This is a genomic window from Enterobacter sp. MGH119 (assembly GCF_001037675.1).
In the GTDB taxonomy this organism is placed as follows: domain Bacteria; phylum Pseudomonadota; class Gammaproteobacteria; order Enterobacterales; family Enterobacteriaceae; genus Enterobacter; species Enterobacter hormaechei_C.
The window spans coordinates 1,826,010-1,847,763 of the sequence record NZ_KQ089929.1; the positions used below are offsets into that span (position 1 = coordinate 1,826,010).

Below are 21,754 nucleotides of genomic sequence, written 5' to 3' on the forward strand. Positions count from 1 at the left end.
ATGTTTCACCGTTTATGGACGTTAATACGCAAAGAGCTGCAATCCCTGCTGCGCGAGCCGCAAACCCGCGCCATTCTGGTGTTGCCGGTGCTGATCCAGGTTTTACTGTTCCCGTTTGCCGCCACCCTTGAGGTGACCAACGCCACCATTGCCATTTACAACGAAGACAACGGCAAACACTCCGTCGAGCTGACGCAGCGCTTTGCGCGTGCGAAAGCCTTTACCCACATCCTGCTGCTGAAAAGCCCGCAGGACATTCAGCCCACCATCGACACGCAAAAAGCGCTGCTGCTGGTGCGCTTCCCGGCGGATTTCTCCCGCAATCTGGATACCTTCCAGACCGCGCCGATGCAGCTGATCCTCGACGGGCGTAACTCCAACAGCGCCCAGATCGCAGCCAACTACCTCCAGCAGGTGGTGAAGGATTACCAGCAGGAGCTGATGGACGGCAAACCGAAGCCCAACAACAGCGAACTGGTGGTGCGCAATTGGTATAACCCAAATCTGGACTACAAGTGGTTTGTGGTGCCGTCGCTGATCGCCATGATCACCACCATCGGGGTGATGATCGTCACCTCCCTCTCCGTCGCTCGCGAGCGCGAACAGGGCACGCTGGATCAGCTGCTGGTCTCTCCGCTCGCCACCTGGCAAATTTTCGTCGGCAAAGCGGTGCCGGCGCTAATTGTCGCCACCTTCCAGGCCACCATCGTGCTGGGGGTGGGAATTTGGGCCTACCAGATCCCGTTCGCCGGATCGCTGGCGCTGTTTTACTTCACGATGGTGATTTACGGGCTGTCGCTGGTGGGGTTTGGGCTGCTGATCTCCGCACTATGCTCAACGCAGCAGCAGGCGTTTATTGGGGTGTTTGTCTTTATGATGCCGGCGATTTTGCTTTCTGGGTACGTTTCGCCAGTGGAGAACATGCCGGTGTGGTTACAGGATTTGACGTGGATAAACCCGATTCGTCACTTCACGGATATCACCAAGCAGATCTATCTGAAGGATGCGAGTCTGGATATTGTGTGGGGAAGTTTGTGGCCGCTACTGGTCATCGCGGCCACTACGGGCTCAGTGGCCTATGCGATGTTTAGACGGAACATCGCGTAGCTTTTTCTCTTTGGTGAGCAACGACACCACCGCGGGTCCTGCGAGGATAGCCAGACCCGCCAGGGCCAGCAGCAGGTTGTTTTGCAGCACGCGTGACAACAGCCACAGGACGATCATTGCCGCACCAAAATACCAGGTGGTGGTGAGCTCTTCGAGCACATCTCCCACTTCGCGCCAGCGCGCGTCGTGATGACGCTGTAAAAACAGCATCGACAGCACGGTCACGCCGTAAACCACGCATAACCCTAAGCCAACACGCACCAGCGTGCCGCTCATCCAGCCCATCACCAGTACGGCCACGACCAGTAAATGCAACATTATCTGCCAGCAACTCAAACCGGTTGCGACACGAACGCGTTGTTGCCACTTCATGGCTTCTCTCCTGAAGGATTTTTCTCTGCTAATTCAGACTACCGCACTTTACGGAAAATTCCGTAACGCCGCATCTTTTTGTGACGCCTACTACACTTTATTTTCATCGGGATAGTCACCCAGGAAGGTGTTTATGAGCAAAAAAACGCAGCATTTCTCGCTTAAGGTGCTGACGATAAACATTCATAAGGGCTTCACAGCATTTAACCGCCGCTTCATTTTACCGGAGCTGCGCGACGCGGTGCGCACCGTCAGCGCCGATATTGTCTGCCTCCAGGAGGTCATGGGCGCGCATGAAGTGCACCCGATGCATTTCGAAAACTGGCCCGACACGCCCCACTACGAGTTTCTGGCGGATACCATGTGGAGCGATTACGCCTACGGGCGCAATGCGGTCTACCCGGAGGGGCATCACGGTAACGCGGTGCTGTCGCGTTTTCCTATCGAGCATTATGAGAACCGGGACGTCTCCGTTGGCGAGAGTGAAAAACGCGGGCTGTTATACTGTCGTATCACCCCCCCAGAGCTCGATTTTCCCATTCATGTAGGCTGTGTTCATCTTGGCCTGCGTGAAGCCCACCGTCAGGCCCAGCTACAGATGCTGGCAGACTGGACAAATGCGCTGCCGGAGGGCGAGCCCGTGGTGGTGGCCGGTGATTTCAACGACTGGCGACAGCGTGCCAACCATCCGCTGAAGGTGAATGCGGGGCTGGAGGAGATTTTTACCCGCGCACGCGGTCGTCCCGCGCGAACGTTTCCGGTGCGCTTCCCCCTGCTGCGCCTTGACCGCATCTACGTAAAAAATGCCCACGCCAGTAGCCCGACGGCGCTGGCCTTGCTCAACTGGCGACATCTCTCCGACCATGCCCCACTCAGCGCGGAGATCCACTTATGAAATGCACATGGCAGGAAGGTAACCGTATTACGCTGCTGGAAAATGGCGATAACTATTATCCGGCGGTTTTTGAGGCGATTAGCCACGCACAGCAGAAAGTCTTTCTGGAAACGTTTATCTGGTTTGAAGATGACGTGGGCAGGCAGTTGCATAGCGCACTGCTGCATGCCGCTCGTCGCGGTATAAAAATCGAGGTCCTGCTCGACGGATATGGTTCGCCGGATCTCAGCGACGAATTTGTTAACGAGCTCACCGCCGCAGGGGTGGTGTTCCGCTATTACGATCCCGGCCCGCGTCTGTTCGGCATGCGCACCAACCTGTTCCGCCGTATGCACCGCAAAATTGTGGTGGTGGATGAAACGGTGGCCTTCGTGGGCGGCATTAACTACTCCGCCGAGCATATGTCGGATTACGGTCCCGAAGCGAAACAGGACTACGCGATCCGTATCGAAGGGCCGGTAGTGCAGGACATCCAGCTGTTCGTGCTGGAAAACTTACCCGGCAAGGAGGCCGTCCGCCGCTGGTGGCGACGCCGTCACCGCCCGGAGGAGAACCGCAAGCCCGGCGAGGCGCAGGCCCTGTTCGTCTGGCGTGATAACGAGGAGCATCGGGACGATATCGAGCGTCATTACCTGAAGATGCTGGCGAACGCGAAGCGCGAGGTGATTATCGCCAACGCCTATTTCTTCCCCGGTTACCGGATTTTGCATGCCATGCGCAACGCGGCCCGACGCGGCGTGAGCGTGAAGCTTATCGTGCAGGGTGAGCCCGATATGCCGATTGTGAAGGTGGGCGCGCGTCTGCTCTATCGCTATCTGGTCAAAAGCGGCGTGCAGATCTATGAATATCGCCGCCGCCCGCTGCACGGCAAAGTCGCCGTGATGGATGACCACTGGGCGACCGTCGGCTCCAGCAACCTCGATCCGCTGAGCTTATCGCTGAATCTGGAAGCGAACCTCATCATCCACGATCGCCAGTTTAATCACACCCTGCGCGATAACCTTCAGGGTCTTATTAATAAAGACTGCGTGCGTGTGGATGAGTCCATGGTGCCGAAACGGAGCTGGTGGAACGTGGGCATCGGCGTGGTGGTGTTCCACTTCCTGCGCCACTTCCCGGCCATGGTGGGCTGGCTGCCCGCGCATACGCCGAAACTGGCGCTGGTGGATCCGCCTGTGCAACCCGAAATGGAAACCCAGGACCGCGTAGAGGCGGAAGATGGAGGGAAAACCTGATGTCGAAATCTCATCCTCGCTGGCGGCTGGCGAAAAAAATCCTGACCTGGCTGTTCTTTATTGCCGTCGCGGTCCTGCTGGTGGTGTATGCCCAGAAGGTGGACTGGGAAGAGGTGTGGAAAGTTATTCGCAACTACAACCGGACAGTCCTGCTGGGTGCCGTTGGGCTGGTGATTGTGAGCTACCTGATGTACGGCTGCTATGACCTGCTGGGACGCGCCTACTGCGGGCATAAGCTTGCCAAACGGCAGGTTATGCTGGTGTCATTCATCTGCTACGCCTTTAACCTGACGCTGAGCACCTGGGTGGGCGGGATTGGTATGCGCTATCGCCTGTACTCCCGCCTTGGCTTACCGGGCGGCACCATTACGCGTATTTTCTCCTTAAGCATAACCACCAACTGGCTGGGGTATATTCTGCTGGGCGGGGTGATTTTCACCATCGGCGTGGTGCAGCTGCCTGCGCACTGGTACATCGATGAGGCCACTCTGCGCATTCTGGGCATCGTACTGCTGCTGATCATCGCGGCCTACCTGTGGGCCTGCGCCTTTGCCAAACGTCGTCACATGACCATTAAAGGCCAGAAGCTGGTGCTGCCGTCATGGAAGTTTGCCGTCCTGCAAATGGTGGTTTCCAGCGCCAACTGGATGGCGATGGGGGCTATTATCTGGCTGTTAATTGGCGAAGATGTGAATTACTTCTTCGTGCTGGGCGTGTTGCTGGTAAGCAGTATTGCCGGGGTGATTGTGCATATTCCGGCGGGTATTGGCGTACTGGAAGCGGTGTTTATCGCGCTGCTTGCGGGGGAGCATGTGTCTCACGGGACGATTATCGCCGCCCTGCTCGCGTACCGCATGATCTACTACTTCCTGCCGCTGGCGCTGGCAACGGTCTGTTATCTGGTGCTGGAGAGTCGGGCGAAGAAGCTGCGCGCGAAGAACGAGAAGGCGATGGCAAAATAAAAGCAAAACGGCAACTTCGTTGCCGTTTTTAGGGTTTGTTCCCTCTCCCTGTGGGAGAGGGTCAGGGTGAGGGCATCAGACAGCGCCACCCTCACTAACGACGGTTGCCGAAGATACGCAGCAGCATCAGGAACAGGTTGATGAAGTCCAGATAAAGCGTCAACGCGCCCAGAATCGAGTATTTGCGCAGGTTTGAACTGTCACGAACATCAATTTGTTCACCGATGTTTTTCAGCTTCTGGGTGTCGTAGGCGGTTAAGCCCACGAAGATCACCACCCCGATATAGGTCACCGCCCACATCAGCGCGTCACTTTTCAGCCACAGGTTCACCAGCGACGCCAGCACAATCCCAATCAGCCCCATAAACAGCATGTTGCCGAAGCCGCTCAGGTCACGTTTGGTGGTGTAACCGTACAGGCTCATCACACCGAACATCCCGCCGGTCACCACAAAGGTGCTGGCGATGGAGGAGTAGGTGTAAACGATGAAAATACTGGAAAGCGTCAGCCCGGTCAGCGCCGAATAGAGCATAAACAGCGTGGTCGCCATACCCGAGCTGAGCTTGTGCACCAGCCCGGAGAGCACAAATACCAGCGCCAGTTGCGCAATAATCAGCCCAAAGAAGGTGATTTTGCTGGAGAAGATAAACATCATCAGTTCAGGCGTGTTTGCCGCATACCACGCGATAAACGCGGTAAGCAGCAGGCCAACCGTCATCCAGCCATATACCTGAGCCATGTAGGTTTGCAGCCCGCTACGGGTCTGCTGAACTATCGAATCGGAACGCGGAAATCGGTCCATGATTCACTCCTGATTAAGTAAACACACATGTTAAGACTAACACATCCACGTAAACCTGTTACCAACGGCTGGCGGCATGCTTATCGCTGTCGCGTGATTCCACCCAGCGCTCACCTTCCGGCGTCGCTTCACGTTTCCAGAACGGCGCTTTGGTTTTAAGATAATCCATGATGAACTCCCCCGCCGCAAACGCACTCCCGCGATGGGCGCTGGTGACGCCGACAAACACAATCTCTTCGCCGGGCCACATTTCGCCGATGCGATGGATAACCGTAACGCGTCCCAGCGGCCAGCGGCCTCGCGCCTCTTCGACAATGGCCGCCAGTGATTTTTCGGTCATCCCCGGATAGTGCTCCAGCGTCAGCGCTTTTACGCTGTCGCCGAGGTTGTGGTTACGCACTTTTCCGGTAAACGTCACGACCGCGCCGTCTTCATCGCGCTCTGCCAGCCAGCTGTATTCGGTACCGACGCTAAAGCGCTCAGGGCCGACCAGAATTCGGGTTTCCGTCATCTTAACCCCCTGTTACCGGCGGGAAGAAGGCCACTTCGTCCCCATCGGCCAGCGGGTGGGTCAACTCCACCAGCGTCTGATTCACGGCGGCCAGCAGTTTGCCTTCATCCAGCGCCAGCGCCCAACGGTCGCCTTGCGCCGCCAGATGCGCGCGCAGGGCGGCGACGTTTTCGAAAGAGCCGTCCAGCGTCAGGCTGTCGGTATTGACCAGCTCACGGACCTGGGCAAAAAAAAGCACCTTAATCATGGCTTTCTACCTTAAAATCGCCGGATTTGCCGCCGCTTTTTGCCAACAGACGCACCGGGCCAATCACCATATCTTTCTGCACCGCTTTACACATGTCGTAGATGGTCAGCGCCGCCACGGAGGCCGCCGTCAACGCCTCCATCTCCACGCCGGTTTTCCCGGTTAAGCGGCACAAGGACTCGATACGCACGCGATTATGCGCCGGCTGCGCCTGCAAATTTACCTCCACTTTGCTGAGCATCAGCGGATGGCAGAGCGGAATGAGGTCCCAGGTACGTTTAGCGGCCTGAATACCAGCGATACGGGCGGTGGCAAACACATCACCCTTGTGATGGCTGCCGTCGATAATCATCGCCAGCGTCTCCGGCAGCATGGTGATGAACGCTTCAGCACGCGCCTCGCGCACCGTTTCGGCTTTGGCGGAGACATCCACCATATGCGCTTCGCCAGCGGCGTTTATGTGGGTCAGTTGTGACATAGCTTATTTCTTTAAATGGGGATGGAAGTTACACGGACGGGTACGAGCATCCAGCTGCGGGGCAATAATGTTTTCCCACGCGGTGCGGCAGGCTTTGGTCGACCCCGGCATGGCGAAGATCAGCGTCTTGTTCGCCACCCCCGCGACAGCACGGGACTGAAGCGTAGAGGTACCAATCTCTTCAAACGAGAGCATGCGGAACACTTCGCCGAAGCCTTCCACTTCGCGATCGAACAGCGGGAGCAGCGCTTCCGGCGCCTGGTCGCCTGCGGTAAAGCCGGTGCCGCCAGTGATCAGCACCACCTGGACGTCATCGTTCGCAATCCACTGTGAGACCTGAGCGCGAATGGCGTAACGGTTTTCTTTGACGATCGCTTTATCAACAATCTGGTGTCCGGCTTCGTGTGCCGCCTCGCGCAGCCAGTGGCCGGAGGTATCATCCTCTTCACCACGACGTTCGGAAACGGTAAGAATAGCAATGCGTGTCGGGATAAATTCCGCGCTTACTTGACTCATCTTCTGGTTCCTTCTAAAGCCTGATTACCCGCCGATATAGGACAGGTTCTGAGTAATGCCGGTGTTGCCCTGATGCAGGAAATGGGTCTGCTTTTTGTGCGTCAGCGCCTCGGAAATGCGTGCTTCAAGCGCGTCCTGTTGAGCGTCATCTTCCAGCAAATCGCGCAGATCGACGCCGCCATCCCCGAACAGGCAAAGATGGAGCTTGCCAACGGAGGAGACACGCAGGCGGTTGCAGCTGGCACAGAAGTCTTTTTCATAGGGCATGATCAGGCCGATTTCGCCTTCATAATCCGGATGACAAAAAACCTGCGCCGGGCCATCGCTGCGCTGGCGGATCTGATGGATCCAGCCGCGTTTCAGCAGCTCGTCGCGCAACACCATGCCGGAAATATGGTGACGGCGGAACAGCTCGCTGCCCTCGCCCGTTTCCATCAGCTCGATAAAACGCAGTTGAATGGGACGGGATTTAATCCACGCCAGGAAGGTGTCCAACTGATGGTGGTTTACGTCGCGCATCAGCACCGTGTTGACTTTGACTTTTTCGAACCCGGCGGTAAACGCCGCATCGATGCCGTCCATCACCTGGCGGAACTTGTCCTGACCGGTAATGGCGTGAAACTGCCGGGCATCAAGGCTGTCCACGCTGACGTTGATCGCCGTCAGCCCCGCATCGCGCCAGTACGCCACGTCACGCGCCATGCGGTAACCGTTGGTGGTCACCGCGATCTGGCGGATACGTTCGTTTTCACGCACGGCGGCAATAATGTCAGGGAAATCACGACGCAGGGAGGGCTCTCCCCCGGTAAGACGCACTTTTTCCGTGCCGAGTTCCGAGAACGCACGCGTAACGCGGCGTACTTCATCCACGGAGAGAAAGCCATTATTGGTGACGCTGCCCGGCTTGTAGCCATCGGGCAGGCAGTAGGTGCAACGGAAGTTGCACACATCGGTAATCGACAGACGCAAGTAGTAAAACTTACGCGCGAAAGCATCAGTAAGTTGTGAAGCCATGTACACCTTTCCAGATCGGGAGGCACAGTCATTTCTTTCTGTACCCTGGTGGCAAATCCGCCACGGCCAGGGCGCCATATCTCTCGACACAGGCGCCAGGGCTAGAGTGTATGTTTTCAGTTTTGAAAACGTGGTTATGGCGATAGTAGCGTGGAAATCGCCACTTCGCCATTGTCGCTTTTCGCTATATAAATTTATACATAACGATGTTATCGTGCATTTTCACTACAGAATACGCAAAAACAGCGCTTTCGCATTGATATACGTCATTATGGATTGTGAGAGGCATCGTCTTTTAGGAGTAGTTGCGTTACTGTGACGCAAGCTTAACAGGATAAGGAATAGGTATGCGCAATCGCACTTTTGCGGATCTGGACCGCGTGGTCGCTCTTGGCGGAGGTCACGGGCTGGGACGGGTTATGTCGTCGTTATCGTCACTGGGCTCACGCCTGACGGGCATCGTGACAACAACGGACAACGGCGGCTCAACCGGGCGGATCCGACGTGCTGAAGGCGGGATAGCCTGGGGCGACATGCGCAACTGCCTCAACCAGCTCATCACTGAGCCAAGCGTGGCCTCGGCGATGTTTGAGTACCGTTTTGGCGGGAATGGCGAACTTTCAGGCCATAACCTTGGAAATCTGATGTTAAAGGCGCTGGATCACCTGAGCGTGCGCCCTCTGGAAGCGATCAATTTAATTCGTAACCTGCTAAAAGTGGATGCGTTCCTGATCCCAATGTCCGAACAGCCGGTAGATTTGATGGCGATCGATGCTGACGATCACGAAGTGTATGGTGAAGTGAATATCGACCAGCTTCTTCTGCCGCCAAAAGAGCTGATGACCTACCCCAGCGTACCCGCAACGCGTGAAGCGGTAGAAGCGATTGGCGAGGCCGATCTGATCCTGATTGGGCCGGGAAGTTTTTACACCAGCCTGATGCCGATCCTGCTGGTGAAAGAGCTGGCGCAGGCGCTGCGCAGAACGCCTGCGCCCATGGTCTATATCGGTAATTTAGGCCGCGAACTCAGCCCGGCGGCGGCAAGCCTGTCGCTGGCGGATAAGCTGGACCTGATGGAACAGTACGTTGGTAAGAAAATTATCGATGGTGTCGTGGTCGGACCGAAAGTGGATGTATCAGGGATTGGCGATCGCGTGGTGGTACAGGAGCCGCTGGAAGCCAGCGATATTAAATATCGCCACGACCGCCATCTGCTACGCGAGGCGCTGGAGAAGGCGATTCAGGCATTAGGTTAGGTTCGTTTTGTGCGGCCTGATGCCCACACCCCGGCCCTCTCCCACAGGGAGAGGGAGAAAACGCCACCGGGCAAAAAATTCACGATGCCGCAATAAACAGATCCCGCAGCTGATGCAGCTGATCGCGGATTTGCGCAGCCTCTTCGAACTCCAGGTTCTGCGCATGCTGCATCATCTGCCCTTCCAGCTCGTGGATCTTCTGCTGCAACGCTTTCGGCGTCAGCGCGACGGTATCCTCTTCCACCACTGAACGGGCCTTGCCGCGGCCTTTCGCTTTGGTCTTCGCAATGTTCTGACCCAGCGCCAGGATATCCACCACCTTCTTGTTCAGCCCCTGCGGCGTGATGCCGTGCTCTTCGTTATAGCGCTGCTGCTTCTCGCGACGACGTTCCGTTTCGCCAATCGCTTTGGCCATCGACGGGGTGATTTTATCCCCGTACAGGATCGCCTTCCCGTTGACGTTACGCGCGGCGCGGCCAATGGTCTGGATCAGCGAGCGCTCGGAACGCAGGAAGCCCTCTTTGTCCGCGTCCAGAATCGCCACCAGCGACACCTCCGGCATATCCAGACCTTCTCGCAGAAGGTTAATTCCTACCAGCACGTCGAACTCGCCCAGACGCAGATCGCGGATGATCTCCATACGCTCCACGGTATCGATATCCGAGTGCAGATACCGCACCTTCTCGCCGTGTTCTTCCAGATACTCCGTCAAATCTTCCGCCATACGTTTGGTGAGCGTGGTAACCAGCACGCGCTCGTTGATGGCGGAACGGGCACGTATTTCCGAGAGCAGATCGTCCACCTGCGTCGCCACCGGACGCACCTCGATAATCGGATCCAGCAGCCCGGTCGGACGCACCACCTGGTCCACCACGTCATCACCGGATTTTTCCAGCTCGTAGTTGCCCGGCGTCGCCGATACGTAGATGGTCTGCGGAGCAAGCGCCTCAAATTCTTCAAACTTCATCGGACGGTTGTCCAGCGCTGACGGCAGTCGGAACCCGTACTCCACCAGCGTCTCTTTACGCGCGCGGTCACCGCGGTACATCCCGCCGATCTGGGGGATCGTAACGTGTGATTCGTCGATCACCAGCAGGCCGTCCGCCGGAAGGTAGTCAAACAGCGTCGGCGGCGCTTCGCCCGGCCCGCGCCCGGATAGGTAGCGCGAGTAGTTTTCGATGCCGGAGCAGTAGCCCAGCTCGTTCATCATCTCCAGATCGAACTGGGTACGCTGGCTCAGGCGTTGCTCTTCCAGCAGCTTATTGTTCGCCAGCAGCACCTTGCGGCGGTCCGCCAGCTCAATTTTGATCTCTTCCATCGCCTGCACGATACGCTCGCGTGGCGTCACGTAGTGCGTTTTCGGGTAGATGGTGAAGCGCTGGATCACCGACTCGACGTGACCGGTCAACGGATCGAACAGCGACAGGCGTTCAACCTCTTCGTCGAACAGCTCCACGCGCAGCGCCATGTCGTCCGATTCCGCCGGGAAGATATCAATCACCTCGCCGCGCACGCGGAAGGTCCCGCGCTGGAACGCCTGATCGTTACGGGTGTACTGCAACTCCGCCAGACGGCGCAAAATCGCCCGCTGATCGATGATCATCCCCTGCGTCAGGTGCAGCATCATCTTGAGATAGAGATCCGGATCGCCCAGGCCGTAGATCGCCGACACCGAGGCCACCACCACCACATCACGACGCTCCAGCAGCGCCTTGGTCGCCGACAAACGCATCTGCTCGATATGTTCGTTCACCGAGGCATCTTTCTCGATAAACGTGTCGGAGCTGGGAACGTAGGCTTCCGGCTGGTAGTAGTCGTAGTAGGAGACGAAATACTCCACCGCGTTTTCCGGGAAGAACTCTTTCATCTCACCATACAGCTGCGCCGCCAGCGTTTTGTTCGGCGCGAGGACCATCGTCGGACGCTGGAGATCGGCAATGACGTTGGCAATGGTGAAGGTTTTGCCCGAACCGGTAACCCCCAGCAGAGTCTGGTGCGCCAGCCCGTCCTCCAGCCCCTCTTCCAGGCGACGAATAGCCTCGGGCTGATCCCCGGAAGGACGGAAAGCAGAATTCAGTTTAAACGGTTTACTCATGGGCGACGACCTGATGACAGAATAAGCGGCAGGTGAGTAATTTTACTCGTTGTGGCCAGGATTGCCAGTAAAAAACACTGGATGAAAAACCAGTGGCGTGTCAGGATATTTAGCGTAGCGCAGAGAGGATTAGAGCGTTCGCGAGCCAAATTTCGACTGTGACAAAATAAAACACCAGCCTCAGGGGGTTATCCCCAGAACTATTACTTTTTTAACATTTGTCAAGGGCGGTTATGAAAGTTTTATGGCAACAGGTGTCGCTGGCGTTGAGGGAATTGCTTTTATCTAATTCGTTAAAAAATAAAGACTAATTTATTAAGCCGCGTTTCCCATCAATTTGGTCGTAACCCGCGTATTCTCTCGCTTATCGCGTGTTTTCTAACTCTAATGCACAAGGTTATCCACAGGAATAGTGGATAACTGCCTCCAGCCCGTACAGCATGCACTTCAGCAAATTCCCGGTTTTTCCCACGAAGCGGCAGTAAAAAATTTTTATCACTCTTTTTTGCCTGAAAAACGTTCATTTTTTCATAAGCAACTGGCGAGATCTTAATCACAATTCTGTCATTTCTCCTGCACCACGATTCGACATACGCGGCACCGGGAATGTGCATTTCGTATAAACGTACTGCTTTTGATAGTGAGTTATTCCTAAAAATGGCCTTTTTTTAATCATTATGAAGTTCCTGGCAGGCGTTTTGCAGACATCACTCTGTGCATCACCCCCACACATTTTTAAGGAGAGAAAGATGTTGAGTCTGCGTGCTGTAAATCAGTTTTACGGAAGCCAACATACGCTATGGAACGTGAATATCGATTTCCCGCAAGGCATCTGTACGGGCATTGTTGGCCTGCCTGGCATGGGTAAATCCACGCTCATGAACTGCATTACCGGAAAGGTGCCCGTTGAGAGCGGCACCATCATCTGGCATGAGGCTGGCGCGCCGCCGCGTAATTTGCTCAGCCCTGCGTCAGCATTCACGGCGCCGCCGACGATAGGCTACGTCCCGCAGGATCGGCGGATATTTTCCCAGCTGACCGTCGATGAAAATCTGCATATCGCTATGCGGGCGACAGGGAAACCTGACCCGACATCAAAAAGTGACGTGTATGCCCTGTTTCCGGAGCTCTATCCGCTGCGACAGAGCCGTGCCTCTTCGCTGTCCCCTGACGACCAGTATCAGCTGGCCCTCGCCAGTGCGCTGGTTAATCGCCCGCGCGTGTTGATTCTGGATGAGCCCATGCATGGCGCAGGGCACGGTTTCGCGCGCAGGCTGGGGCAGCTGCTGGTGCGGCTGAATCGGGAGCTGGGAATGACGGTGCTGTTAGCTGAGCAACAGCTGTCGTTTATCCGCCGGGTAGCGGATCGTTTCTGCATGCTCTATCGCGGGCGTAACGTGGCACAGGGCCACGTTAACGAGCTGGATGACGACCTTATTGCGCACTGGATGGCGCGGGACATAAGGCGCTAAGGTCAAGATAGCGTCCGGTTTCCGCCTGCTCTGCGCCGTCGGCAAGCCACGGGATCTCGCCGAGAAACGGCGCAGGCAGCCCCCGCTTCAGCGTCGCCAGATACTCAGCATGACGTTTACCCGGCGCAACCACGTCATTGGCAATCCACCCTGCCAGACGCAACCCGGCCTGCTGCACGGCCTGAGCGGTCAGCATGGCGTGATTGATACAGCCAAGCTTCACGCCGACCACCAGAATGACAGGAAGCTGCTCGGCCTGCACCCAGTCAGCAAATGTCTGCTCGTCGGACAGCGGGGTAAACCAGCCGCCAGCCCCCTCCACCAGCACCCAGTCGGCCTGCGTTTCCAGGTCGCGTAACCCGGAAGAGAGCACCGAAAAATCAATCGGACGATCTTCATCGGCGCTGACGATGTGCGGCGAGGTGGGTTCAGCAAAGGTATAGGGGTTCACCGCAGAATAGGCCAGCGCAAGGCTGCTATTACGCTGTAGCGCCAGCGCATCGGTATTGCGTAAGCCTTCCGGCGTCATCTCGCTGCCGGAGGCTACGGGCTTATACCCGGCAGTTGTTTTCCCCAGCAGACGCGCCGCCTGCAACAGCGCGGCGCTGGCAACCGTTTTACCGACTTCAGTGTCCGTGCCGGTAACAAAATAACGTTCAGTCACGTTCAATAATCCCATGAAAAAGATGATAAGAGAGCGGGAACCGGCCCCGCTCCTGCGGCCAGGCCAGCTCGAGACGCTGGAGTTGTCCGCGGGTAAGGGGTTTCTTCTCCCGTCCGGCGTGCAGGTGCGTCGCGCCTATGCCCTTAAGCGATCGCATGGCGCTTAACGCATCGCTAAATTCGAGGGTGACGGTCTGGACCACGCTGCGATAGCGCCAGCCTGCCAGCGCCTGAGTGACCTGTTCGTGCGAGAGAAACCGGTTGGCATGAGGCTGTGCATCCACTGCCCTCCACGCCTGATTCAGCTCCGGCAACGAACTTTCCAGCAGGGTGGTAAAGGCCACCGCTCCGCCGGGCCGCGCCACGCGGTATAACTCGCGTAGGGCCTGCGGCAGGCTGGCGCACCACTGCACCGCCAGATGGCTCCAGACGAGGTCAAACAGCGCATCCTCCAGCGGGATGGCCTCGATATCGGCCACCAGATAACGGTCTGCTGACTGCTGCTGGCGGGCTTCATCCAGCATCTGCGCGGATAAATCCAGCGCCGTGACGTGGCTACCTGTTGCGCGCCAGTAACGGCTATTGCCGCCTGGCCCGCAGCCTGCGTCGAGCACCTGCGCAAAACGCCCGTCACCGAGCGCGGCCAGCAGCCCGCGGGCGCTCAGGCGTTGCAGCTCATCGTGCTGTGAATAGCTTTGCGCTGCCCGGCCAAACGCGGCGGCAACGGCCTGTTTATTGACGAGAGACATACAGTGCCTCCAGAAGCGTATCGATATCCTGCGGCTCATGCGCTGCCGTGAGCGTCAGACGCAAGCGCGCGGTGCCTGGTGGCACGGTGGGTGGGCGGATCGCCGTGACCCACTGCCCGCGTTCTCGTAGCGCCTGTGCCACCATCAGCGCCCGATGGTTTTCACCCACAATCACGGGCTGAATGGCGCTGTGCGAGTCGGTAAGCCGGTAAGACAGCTCGCTTATCCCCCGGCGAAAACGCTGAATATGGTCGGCCAGGCGCGCTCGGCGTTCAGCGCCGTCTTCGCCGCGGATCACCGCAAGCGACGCAGAGAGCGCCACGGCCTGCGCCGGGGGCATGCTGGTGCTGTAGATCAGGTGACGGGCGAACTGCACCAGGTAATCGGCCACCGGCTCGCTGCACAACACCGCGGCGCCGCTGACGCCGAAGCCTTTGCCGAAGGTGACCACCAGCAGTTCCGGCCTGACGCGTTGCTGGTGCGCGCTTCCGCGCCCCTCCTCGCCGGTGACGCCAATGCCGTGGGCATCGTCGACCAGCAGCCAGGCGTTCTGCTGTTTTGCGACGTCATGCAAGGTGGCAAGGGGCGCGCTGTCGCCGTCCATGCTGAATACCCCTTCCGTCACCGCCAGCTGAAGCCCTGAACAGGGTTTACCCAGCAGGACGTTCAACTGAGAGGCATCGTTATGGGCAAAACGCCGCAGCTGCGCCGGGCTGAGACTGGCCGCTTCAAGCAGAGACGCGTGGCTCAGGCGGTCCGCGATGATGCGGTCGTCTTTGCCCATCAGGGCGGCAATCACCGCCTGATTCGCGGCAAAACCGGAGATAAACAGCAGCGCCCGCGGGTAGCCCAGCCAGTCGGCCAGCTCTTCCTCCAGCGCCTGATGCGCCGTGGTGTAGCCGCTGACGTGCCCGGAGCCACCGCTGCCCACGCCGTAACGATCCGCGCCCTGCTGCCAGGCGCGAACGATCTGCGGGTGCTGGCTCAGTCCCAGATAATCGTTGCTGGAGAAATTACAGAACCGCTCTCCTTCCCGGGTGAGAAAACGGCCTGCACCGTTTTCCACTACCCTGCGCACCCGAAACGCATCCGCCGCCCGCCGCTCGTCGAGCGCGGTCCTGATACGTGCCTGCCAGGTCATACGGCTGCCGCGTTGTAGAACTGGTCGGTGTCGGCGTTAAAAATCTGCTGCTCCAGCTGCTGCTGTTGCTCGTTATCCCCCGCCTGTACCCCGGTCTGGTGTGTGTTCAGCCCCAGCTTGCGGAACAGCTGGACATCTTTGTCCTCTTCCGGGTTTGGCGTGGTCAGCAGTTTGCAGCCGTAGAAGATGGAGTTGGCCCCGGCCATGAAGCACATCGCCTGGGTCTGCTCGCTCATCTGCTCGCGACCGGCAGAGAGGCGAACGTAAGAGGTCGGCATCATGATGCGCGCCACCGCGATGGTGCGGATGAAATCGAAGGCATCCACGTCCTCGTTATCCGCCAGCGGCGTGCCTTTTACCTTCACCAGCATGTTGATGGGCACGCTTTCCGGCGGGGTCGGCAGGTTTGCCAGCTGTAACAGCAGGCCGGCACGATCTTTTACCGTCTCGCCCAGTCCCACGATCCCGCCGGAACAGACCTTGATCCCCGCATCACGCACTTTATCCAGCGTGTCCAGACGCTCCTGATAGGTACGCGTGGTGATGATGTTGCCGTAGAACTCCGGCGAGGTATCAAGGTTGTGGTTGTAGTAATCCAGCCCCGCCGCCGAGAGACGCTGCGCCTGCTCTTCGTTCAGCGTACCCAGGGTCATGCAGGCTTCAAGCCCCATCTCCTTCACCCCCTTCACCATCTGCTCCAGATAGGGCATGTCGCGGTCATGCGGATTTTTCCACGCCGCGCCCATGCAGAAGCGGGTCGAGCCAGCGTTTTTGGCCTTGCGCGCGGAGTCGAGCACTTGCTCGACTTCCATCAGGCGCTCGGATTCGAGACCGGTTTTATAGCGCGCGCTTTGCGGGCAATATTTGCAGTCTTCCGGGCAAGCCCCGGTTTTGATCGACAGCAGCGTGCTGACCTGAACATGACGCGGATCGAAGTGCTGGCGGTGCACCTGTTGCGCCTCAAACATCAGCTCCAGGAAAGGTTTATTGAATAATTCAGTGACTTGCGACATCGTCCAGCGTGCGTGGTGAGCCATCGGGCTTCTCCAAAGGGTTTTGTTAATTGTCGGTTCGGTTTATACTTGTAAACCTAAAACTTTTCAAAATGGTTTACAAGTCGATTATGACCCAGGACGATCTCGCCTTCGACAAGCAGCATATCTGGCACCCTTACACCTCCACGACCCGCCCCCTTCCCGTCTATCCGGTAGCCTCTGCCCACGGCTGCGAGCTGCATCTCGCCAGCGGCGAGCGGCTTGTTGACGGGATGTCCTCCTGGTGGGCGGCGATCCATGGCTACAACCACCCGCGTCTGAACGCGGCGATGAAAGCGCAGATTGACCAGATGTCACACGTGATGTTTGGCGGGATCACGCACCAGCCCGCGGTGGATTTATGCCGTCGCCTGGTAGCGATGACGCCTGAATCGCTGGAGTGTGTTTTCCTGGCCGACTCCGGCTCGGTGGCCGTGGAAGTAGCGATGAAAATGGCGTTGCAGTACTGGCATGCGAAGGGCGAAACGCGCCAGCGGTTCCTCACCTTCCGCAACGGCTATCACGGCGACACCTTCGGGGCGATGTCGGTGTGCGATCCGGACAACTCCATGCACAGCCTGTGGAAAGGCTACCTGCCGGAAAACCTGTTTGCGCCAGCCCCGCAGAGCCGCTTCGACGGCGAATGGGACGAGATGGACATGGTGGGCTTCGCGCGGCTGATGGCGGCCCATCGCCACGAGATTGCCGCCGTTATTCTCGAACCGATTGTGCAGGGCGCGGGCGGAATGCGGATCTATCACCCCGAGTGGCTGAAGCGCATTCGGAAGATGTGCGACCGCGAAGGAATTTTGCTGATTGCCGATGAGATCGCCACCGGCTTTGGCCGTACCGGGAAGCTGTTTGCCTGCGAGCATGCGGGGATCGCGCCGGATATTCTGTGCCTGGGGAAAGCGCTCACCGGCGGCACCATGACGCTCTCCGCCACGCTTACCACGCGCCAGGTTGCCGACACCATCAGCGACGGCGACGCGGGCTGCTTTATGCACGGCCCGACGTTTATGGGCAACCCGCTGGCCTGCGCCGTGGCAAGCGAAAGCCTCGCCATTCTGGAGAGCGGCGCGTGGCAGACGCAGGTGGCGGCGATTGAGGCGCAGCTGAAGCAGCAGTTAAGCGCGGCGGCGGAAGCGGAATACGTCGCGGACGTCCGCGTACTGGGCGCCATCGGGGTAATCGAGACAACGCATCCGGTGAACATGGCCGCGTTGCAGCGCTTCTTCGTTGCCCAGGGCGTGTGGGTGCGACCTTTCGGTAAGCTGATTTACCTCATGCCGCCGTACAGCATTTCTGCGGATCAGCTCCGCAAGCTGACCGGGGCAGTGGTTGAAGCCGTTAACACTTCAGCGCATTTCGCGATTTAACCCCATGCGTTACACTTTCTGAATGAGTGAGTAACGTGGGAAATCGGATGAAAATCATCAGTAAAGATTTGCGCGACGGCGAAAAGCTGCCGGAACGTCACGTGTTTAACGGGATGGGTTATCAGGGGGATAATATCTCTCCCCATCTGGCGTGGGACGATGTGCCAGCGGGAACCAAAAGTTTTGTTGTGACCTGCTACGATCCGGATGCGCCAACCGGGTCGGGCTGGTGGCACTGGATCGTGGCAAACCTGCCCGCCGACACGCGCGTATTACCGCAGGGCTCCGGTTCCGATCTGGTTGCTCTGCCTGACGGTGCGATTCAGACGCGCACTGACTTTGGCAAAGCGGGCTACGGCGGCGCGGCGCCGCCAAAAGGGGAAACGCACCGCTATATCTTCACCGTGCACGCGCTGGATGTAGACAAGATTGAGGTCGACGAAGGGGCGAGCGGCGCGATGGTAGGCTTTAACGTGCATTTCCATTCGCTGGGTAGCGCGTCGATTACGGCGATGTATTCGTAATCGTGCGGGCTGATGCCCTCACCCCGGCCCTCTCCCACAGGGAGAGGGTTAGGGTGAGGGTAAAAATCACAGCACGGAAGGCAATAACCCCACCAGCCGCCCTTCTTCCAGAAGCTGCATCGCCTTATCAATATCCGGCGCAAAGAAGCGGTCGTCATCGTAGTGCGTAACGTGCTCGCGCAGCGTATGACGCGCCTGCTCCAGCAGCGGGCTGGATGTTAGCCCTTCGCGCAAATCAATACCCTGACACGCCGCCAGCCACTCCACCGCCAGCACGCCGCGGGTGTTAGAGGCCATCTCCCACAGACGACGCCCGGCAGCCGGGGCCATCGACACGTGATCTTCCTGGTTGGCTGAGGTTGGCAGGCTGTCCACGCTGTGCGGGTGCGACAGCGCCTTGTTCTCGCTTGCCAGTGCCGCGGCGGTGACCTGGGCGATCATAAAGCCCGAGTTCACGCCGCCGTTACGCACCAGGAATGGTGGCAGCTGGGACATGTGCTTATCCATCATCAGCGCGATTCGACGCTCAGACAGCGCCCCGATTTCGGCAATCGCCAGCGCGATATTATCTGCCGCCATCGCCACCGGCTCGGCGTGGAAGTTGCCGCCAGAAACCACCTCGTTTTCCTGGGCAAACACCAGCGGGTTATCGGACACCGCATTGGCCTCCACCAGCAGCACTTCTGCCGCCTGGCGCAGCTGCGTCAGGCATGCGCCCATCACCTGCGGCTGGCAGCGCAGGGAATACGGATCCTGCACCTTCTCGCAGTTGTGATGCGAATCGGCAATGTCGCTGGTATCAGTAAGTACGTGGCGGTACATGGCAGCGGCATCAATCTGACCGCGCTGGCCGCGCACCTCGTGAATACGCGCGTCGAACGGACGACGCGAGCCGAGCACCGCCTCGGTGGTCAGCGCACCGCACACCACCGCGGAGGCGAACAGATCTTCCGCTTCAAACAGGCCGCGCAGCGCGAAAGCGGTCGAGGCCTGCGTGCCGTTGAGCAGCGCCAGCCCCTCTTTTGCCGCGAGGGTAATCGGCGTTAACCCGGCTTTTTTCAGCGCCTCTTTCGCAGACAGCCACTCGCCCTGCCAGCGCGCCTGGCCTTCACCCAGCAGGAGCAGTGACATATGCGCCAGCGGCGCCAGATCGCCGGAGGCGCCGACGGAGCCCTTCGCCGGGATCCACGGATAAACTTCCGCATTGACCAGCGCCATCAGCGCCTGGATCACGCTCAGACGAATGCCGGAAAACCCACGCGCCAAGCTGTTGATTTTCAACACCATCATCAGGCGGACGATCTCATCGTCCAGCGGCTGGCCAACCCCCGCCGCGTGCGACAGCACCAGCGAACGCTGTAAATTCTCCAGATCGTGCGTGGCGATGCGGGTCTGCGCCAGCAGGCCAAACCCGGTATTAATGCCGTAGGCGGTGCGCCCCTCCGCCACAATCGCCTCCACGCAGGCCACGCTGTCGTTAATGGCACGGTGGGCGCTTTCATCAAGGGAGAGTGTCACCGGCTGACGCCAGACGTGACGCAGCTGTTTGAGCGTCAGCGAGCCGGGAGTAAGTGTTAACGCGTTCATGCAGGCTTTCCTTGTGTGGCGGGGATCATCGGCAGGTTCAGCCCCTGCTCTTTGGCACAATCAATGGCAATCTCGTAACCCGCATCCGCGTGACGCATCACGCCGGTTGCCGGGTCGTTGTGCAGCACGCGAGCGATACGCGCGGCCGCTTCATCAGTTCCGTCACAGACGATGACCATCCCGGAGTGCTGGGAGAAGCCCATCCCGACGCCGCCGCCGTGGTGCAGCGACACCCAGGTCGCGCCGCTGGCGGTGTTCAGCAGGGCATTCAGCAGCGGCCAGTCGGAGACCGCATCCGAGCCGTCGCGCATGGCTTCGGTTTCACGGTTCGGACTGGCGACAGAGCCGGAGTCCAGGTGGTCGCGGCCAATGACGATCGGCGCGGAGACTTCGCCGCTGCGCACCATTTCGTTAAAGGCGAGGCCGAGTTTTTGCCGCCACTCCAGCCCGACCCAGCAGATACGCGCCGGCAGGCCCTGGAAGTTAATGCGCTCGCGCGCCATATCCAGCCAGCGATGCAGGTGTTCGTCATCGGCGACAATCTCTTTCACTCTGGCATCGGTTTTGTAGATATCCTCCGGATCGCCGGACAGGGCAACCCAGCGGAACGGCCCGATGCCGCGGCAGAACAGAGGACGGATATAGGCGGGCACGAAGCCGGGGAATTCAAAGGCGTTATTCACCCCCATTTCTTTCGCCATCTGGCGGATGTTATTCCCGTAATCAAAGGTCGGAATACCCATCTTACTGAAGGCCAGCATCGCGGAGACGTGTTCCGCCATGGCGCGTTTAGCCGCCAGTACCGTGCCCTCAGGATCGGTTTCCGCTTTTTGCTGGTAGTCTTCCCACGTCCAGCCTTTTGGCAGATAGCCGTGGAGCGGATCGTGAGCGCTGGTCTGGTCGGTGACCAGATCCGGACGCACGCCGCGCGCCACCAGTTCCGGCAGAATATCCGCCGCGTTGCCGCACAGGGCAACCGACACGGCTTTGCCTTCAGCGGTGTACTTTTTGATGCGCGCCAGCGCGTCATCGAGGTTGTCGGCCTGTTCATCGACATAGCGGGTACGCAGACGGAAATCGATGCGGCTCTGCTGGCACTCAATGTTCAGGGAGCACGCGCCCGCCAGCGTCGCGGCCAGCGGCTGCGCGCCGCCCATGCCGCCCAGTCCGGCGGTGAGCACCCAGCGGCCTTTCAGTGAGCCGTTATAGTGCTGACGGCCCGCTTCCACGAAGGTTTCATAGGTGCCCTGCACAATCCCCTGGCTGCCGATGTAGATCCAGCTACCGGCGGTCATCTGGCCGTACATGGCCAGCCCTTTTGCGTCCAGCTCGTTGAAGTGTTCCCACGTCGCCCAGTGCGGCACCAGGTTGGAGTTGGCAATCAGCACGCGGGGCGCATTTTTATGGGTTTTGAATACGCCAACCGGTTTGCCGGATTGCACCAGCAGCGTTTCGTCGTTTTCGAGATTCGTCAAAGACTCGACAATCGCGTCATAGCACGCCCAGTAGCGTGCGGCGCGGCCAATGCCGCCGTAGACCACCAGCTCGTGGGGATTTTCTGCTACCTCAGGATCAAGGTTGTTCATCAACATGCGCAGCGGTGCTTCGGTGAGCCAGCTTTTTGCGGTGAGCGTGGTGCCGCGCGCGGCGCGGACATCCTGCTTGCGGTATTTATCTGACGACATTGTGTGTTCCTCATAAGGGACAGATGATGC

22 protein-coding genes and 1 riboswitch are annotated in these 21,754 nt (G+C 58.6%); of the genes, 8 read left to right on the forward strand and 14 right to left on the reverse strand.

Features of this window, described 5'->3' with window-relative positions; translation table 11 throughout:
- Window positions 1-1,107, forward strand: coding sequence for an ABC transporter permease (locus SK53_RS08685; RefSeq protein WP_008501150.1), 1,107 nt, complete (start codon window positions 1-3; stop codon window positions 1,105-1,107).
- On the opposite strand, the gene SK53_RS08690 is transcribed toward SK53_RS08685, so the two are convergent.
- On the reverse strand, window positions 1,069-1,479 hold the full coding sequence (locus tag SK53_RS08690) for a YbhQ family protein (RefSeq protein ID WP_045336979.1): 411 nt from the start codon (window positions 1,477-1,479) through the stop codon (window positions 1,069-1,071). The two genes, SK53_RS08685 and SK53_RS08690, sit on opposite strands and share 39 nt — an antisense overlap.
- Before the next feature lie 133 nt (window positions 1,480-1,612).
- Here SK53_RS08690 and SK53_RS08695 point away from each other — a divergent pair, with 133 nt between their 5' ends.
- Genes SK53_RS08695 through SK53_RS08705 form a run of 3 tightly spaced genes read left to right on the forward strand, consistent with a single transcriptional unit; the run spans window position 1,613 to window position 4,571 of the window.
- Complete coding sequence (locus tag SK53_RS08695) at window positions 1,613-2,374, forward strand: endonuclease/exonuclease/phosphatase family protein (RefSeq protein WP_023315668.1); 762 nt, start codon at window positions 1,613-1,615, stop codon at window positions 2,372-2,374.
- Window positions 2,371-3,609: a cardiolipin synthase ClsB gene (gene clsB, locus SK53_RS08700; protein ID WP_003858503.1), complete on the forward strand. Its 1,239-nt coding sequence runs from the start codon at window positions 2,371-2,373 to the stop codon at window positions 3,607-3,609. The genes SK53_RS08695 and clsB overlap by 4 nt, the downstream gene beginning before the upstream one ends.
- The gene (locus SK53_RS08705) at window positions 3,609-4,571 is read left to right on the forward strand and encodes a lysylphosphatidylglycerol synthase domain-containing protein (RefSeq protein ID WP_003858505.1); all 963 of its coding nucleotides are present in this window, start codon (window positions 3,609-3,611) and stop codon (window positions 4,569-4,571) included. The genes clsB and SK53_RS08705 overlap by 1 nt, the downstream gene beginning before the upstream one ends.
- 94 nt (window positions 4,572-4,665) lie before the next feature.
- Here the strand turns inward: SK53_RS08705 and SK53_RS08710 are convergent, their stop codons facing one another.
- From SK53_RS08710 to moaA, 6 genes are all read right to left on the reverse strand, one after another.
- On the reverse strand, window positions 4,666-5,373 hold the full coding sequence (locus tag SK53_RS08710) for a Bax inhibitor-1/YccA family protein (protein WP_003858508.1): 708 nt from the start codon (window positions 5,371-5,373) through the stop codon (window positions 4,666-4,668).
- A 58-nt stretch (window positions 5,374-5,431) separates the two neighbouring features.
- On the reverse strand, window positions 5,432-5,884 hold the full coding sequence (moaE, locus tag SK53_RS08715) for a molybdopterin synthase catalytic subunit MoaE (RefSeq protein WP_003858509.1): 453 nt from the start codon (window positions 5,882-5,884) through the stop codon (window positions 5,432-5,434).
- 1 nt (window position 5,885) lies between these two features.
- A complete protein-coding gene (gene moaD / locus SK53_RS08720) occupies window positions 5,886-6,131 on the reverse strand; it encodes a molybdopterin synthase sulfur carrier subunit (protein WP_003858510.1) in 246 nt (81 codons plus the stop codon).
- On the reverse strand, window positions 6,124-6,609 hold the full coding sequence (gene moaC, locus SK53_RS08725) for a cyclic pyranopterin monophosphate synthase MoaC (RefSeq protein WP_003858511.1): 486 nt from the start codon (window positions 6,607-6,609) through the stop codon (window positions 6,124-6,126). The genes moaD and moaC overlap by 8 nt, the downstream gene beginning before the upstream one ends.
- Before the next feature lie 3 nt (window positions 6,610-6,612).
- On the reverse strand, window positions 6,613-7,125 hold the full coding sequence (gene moaB / locus SK53_RS08730) for a molybdenum cofactor biosynthesis protein B (protein WP_003858514.1): 513 nt from the start codon (window positions 7,123-7,125) through the stop codon (window positions 6,613-6,615).
- 24 nt (window positions 7,126-7,149) lie between these two features.
- Window positions 7,150-8,139: a GTP 3',8-cyclase MoaA gene (moaA, locus tag SK53_RS08735; RefSeq protein ID WP_003858516.1), complete on the reverse strand. Its 990-nt coding sequence runs from the start codon at window positions 8,137-8,139 to the stop codon at window positions 7,150-7,152.
- A riboswitch (molybdenum cofactor riboswitch) is annotated at window positions 8,127-8,260 on the reverse strand. (Overlaps the previous gene by 13 nt.)
- Window positions 8,261-8,486: 226 nt before the next feature.
- On the opposite strand from moaA, the gene yvcK reads away from it, so the two are divergent.
- Window positions 8,487-9,395, forward strand: coding sequence for a uridine diphosphate-N-acetylglucosamine-binding protein YvcK (gene yvcK / locus SK53_RS08740; protein ID WP_023299636.1), 909 nt, complete (start codon window positions 8,487-8,489; stop codon window positions 9,393-9,395).
- Window positions 9,396-9,474: 79 nt separating this feature from the next.
- Here the strand turns inward: yvcK and uvrB are convergent, their stop codons facing one another.
- Window positions 9,475-11,490, reverse strand: a complete 2,016-nt coding sequence (gene uvrB / locus SK53_RS08745) for an excinuclease ABC subunit UvrB (protein ID WP_003858519.1) — start codon at window positions 11,488-11,490, stop codon at window positions 9,475-9,477.
- Between the two features lie 749 nt (window positions 11,491-12,239).
- On the opposite strand from uvrB, the gene SK53_RS08750 reads away from it, so the two are divergent.
- Window positions 12,240-12,962 carry an ABC transporter ATP-binding protein gene (locus SK53_RS08750; RefSeq protein WP_003858522.1) on the forward strand — a complete coding sequence of 241 codons (723 nt, stop codon included), beginning with the start codon at window positions 12,240-12,242 and terminating at the stop codon, window positions 12,960-12,962.
- Here the strand turns inward: SK53_RS08750 and bioD are convergent.
- Genes bioD through bioB form a run of 4 tightly spaced genes read right to left on the reverse strand, consistent with a single transcriptional unit; the run spans window position 12,925 to window position 16,552 of the window.
- Complete coding sequence (bioD, locus tag SK53_RS08755; protein ID WP_003858523.1) at window positions 12,925-13,626, reverse strand: dethiobiotin synthase; 702 nt, start codon at window positions 13,624-13,626, stop codon at window positions 12,925-12,927. The two genes, SK53_RS08750 and bioD, sit on opposite strands and share 38 nt — an antisense overlap.
- Complete coding sequence (gene bioC / locus SK53_RS08760) at window positions 13,619-14,374, reverse strand: malonyl-ACP O-methyltransferase BioC (protein ID WP_032608895.1); 756 nt, start codon at window positions 14,372-14,374, stop codon at window positions 13,619-13,621. The genes bioD and bioC overlap by 8 nt, the downstream gene beginning before the upstream one ends.
- Window positions 14,358-15,515, reverse strand: coding sequence for an 8-amino-7-oxononanoate synthase (bioF, locus tag SK53_RS08765; protein ID WP_048209076.1), 1,158 nt, complete (start codon window positions 15,513-15,515; stop codon window positions 14,358-14,360). Before bioF ends, bioC begins: the two co-directional genes overlap by 17 nt.
- Entirely contained in the window at window positions 15,512-16,552 is a 1,041-nt protein-coding gene (gene bioB / locus SK53_RS08770) for a biotin synthase BioB (RefSeq protein ID WP_048209077.1), read from the reverse strand. The genes bioF and bioB overlap by 4 nt, the downstream gene beginning before the upstream one ends.
- Window positions 16,553-16,620: 68 nt before the next feature.
- Here bioB and bioA point away from each other — a divergent pair, with 68 nt between their 5' ends.
- Together bioA and SK53_RS08780 are read left to right on the forward strand one after the other, a co-directional pair.
- Entirely contained in the window at window positions 16,621-17,928 is a 1,308-nt protein-coding gene (bioA, locus tag SK53_RS08775; protein WP_048209082.1) for an adenosylmethionine--8-amino-7-oxononanoate transaminase, read from the forward strand.
- Between the two features lie 47 nt (window positions 17,929-17,975).
- Window positions 17,976-18,452 carry a kinase inhibitor gene (locus tag SK53_RS08780; protein WP_003858531.1) on the forward strand — a complete coding sequence of 159 codons (477 nt, stop codon included), beginning with the start codon at window positions 17,976-17,978 and terminating at the stop codon, window positions 18,450-18,452.
- 66 nt (window positions 18,453-18,518) lie between these two features.
- Here SK53_RS08780 and hutH read toward each other — a convergent pair whose 3' ends face one another.
- Both hutH and hutU read right to left on the reverse strand, forming a co-directional pair.
- On the reverse strand, window positions 18,519-20,039 hold the full coding sequence (hutH, locus tag SK53_RS08785) for a histidine ammonia-lyase (RefSeq protein WP_032608890.1): 1,521 nt from the start codon (window positions 20,037-20,039) through the stop codon (window positions 18,519-18,521).
- Window positions 20,036-21,724: a urocanate hydratase gene (hutU, locus tag SK53_RS08790; RefSeq protein ID WP_048209084.1), complete on the reverse strand. Its 1,689-nt coding sequence runs from the start codon at window positions 21,722-21,724 to the stop codon at window positions 20,036-20,038. Before hutU ends, hutH begins: the two co-directional genes overlap by 4 nt.
- Window positions 21,725-21,754 lie beyond the last annotated feature (30 nt).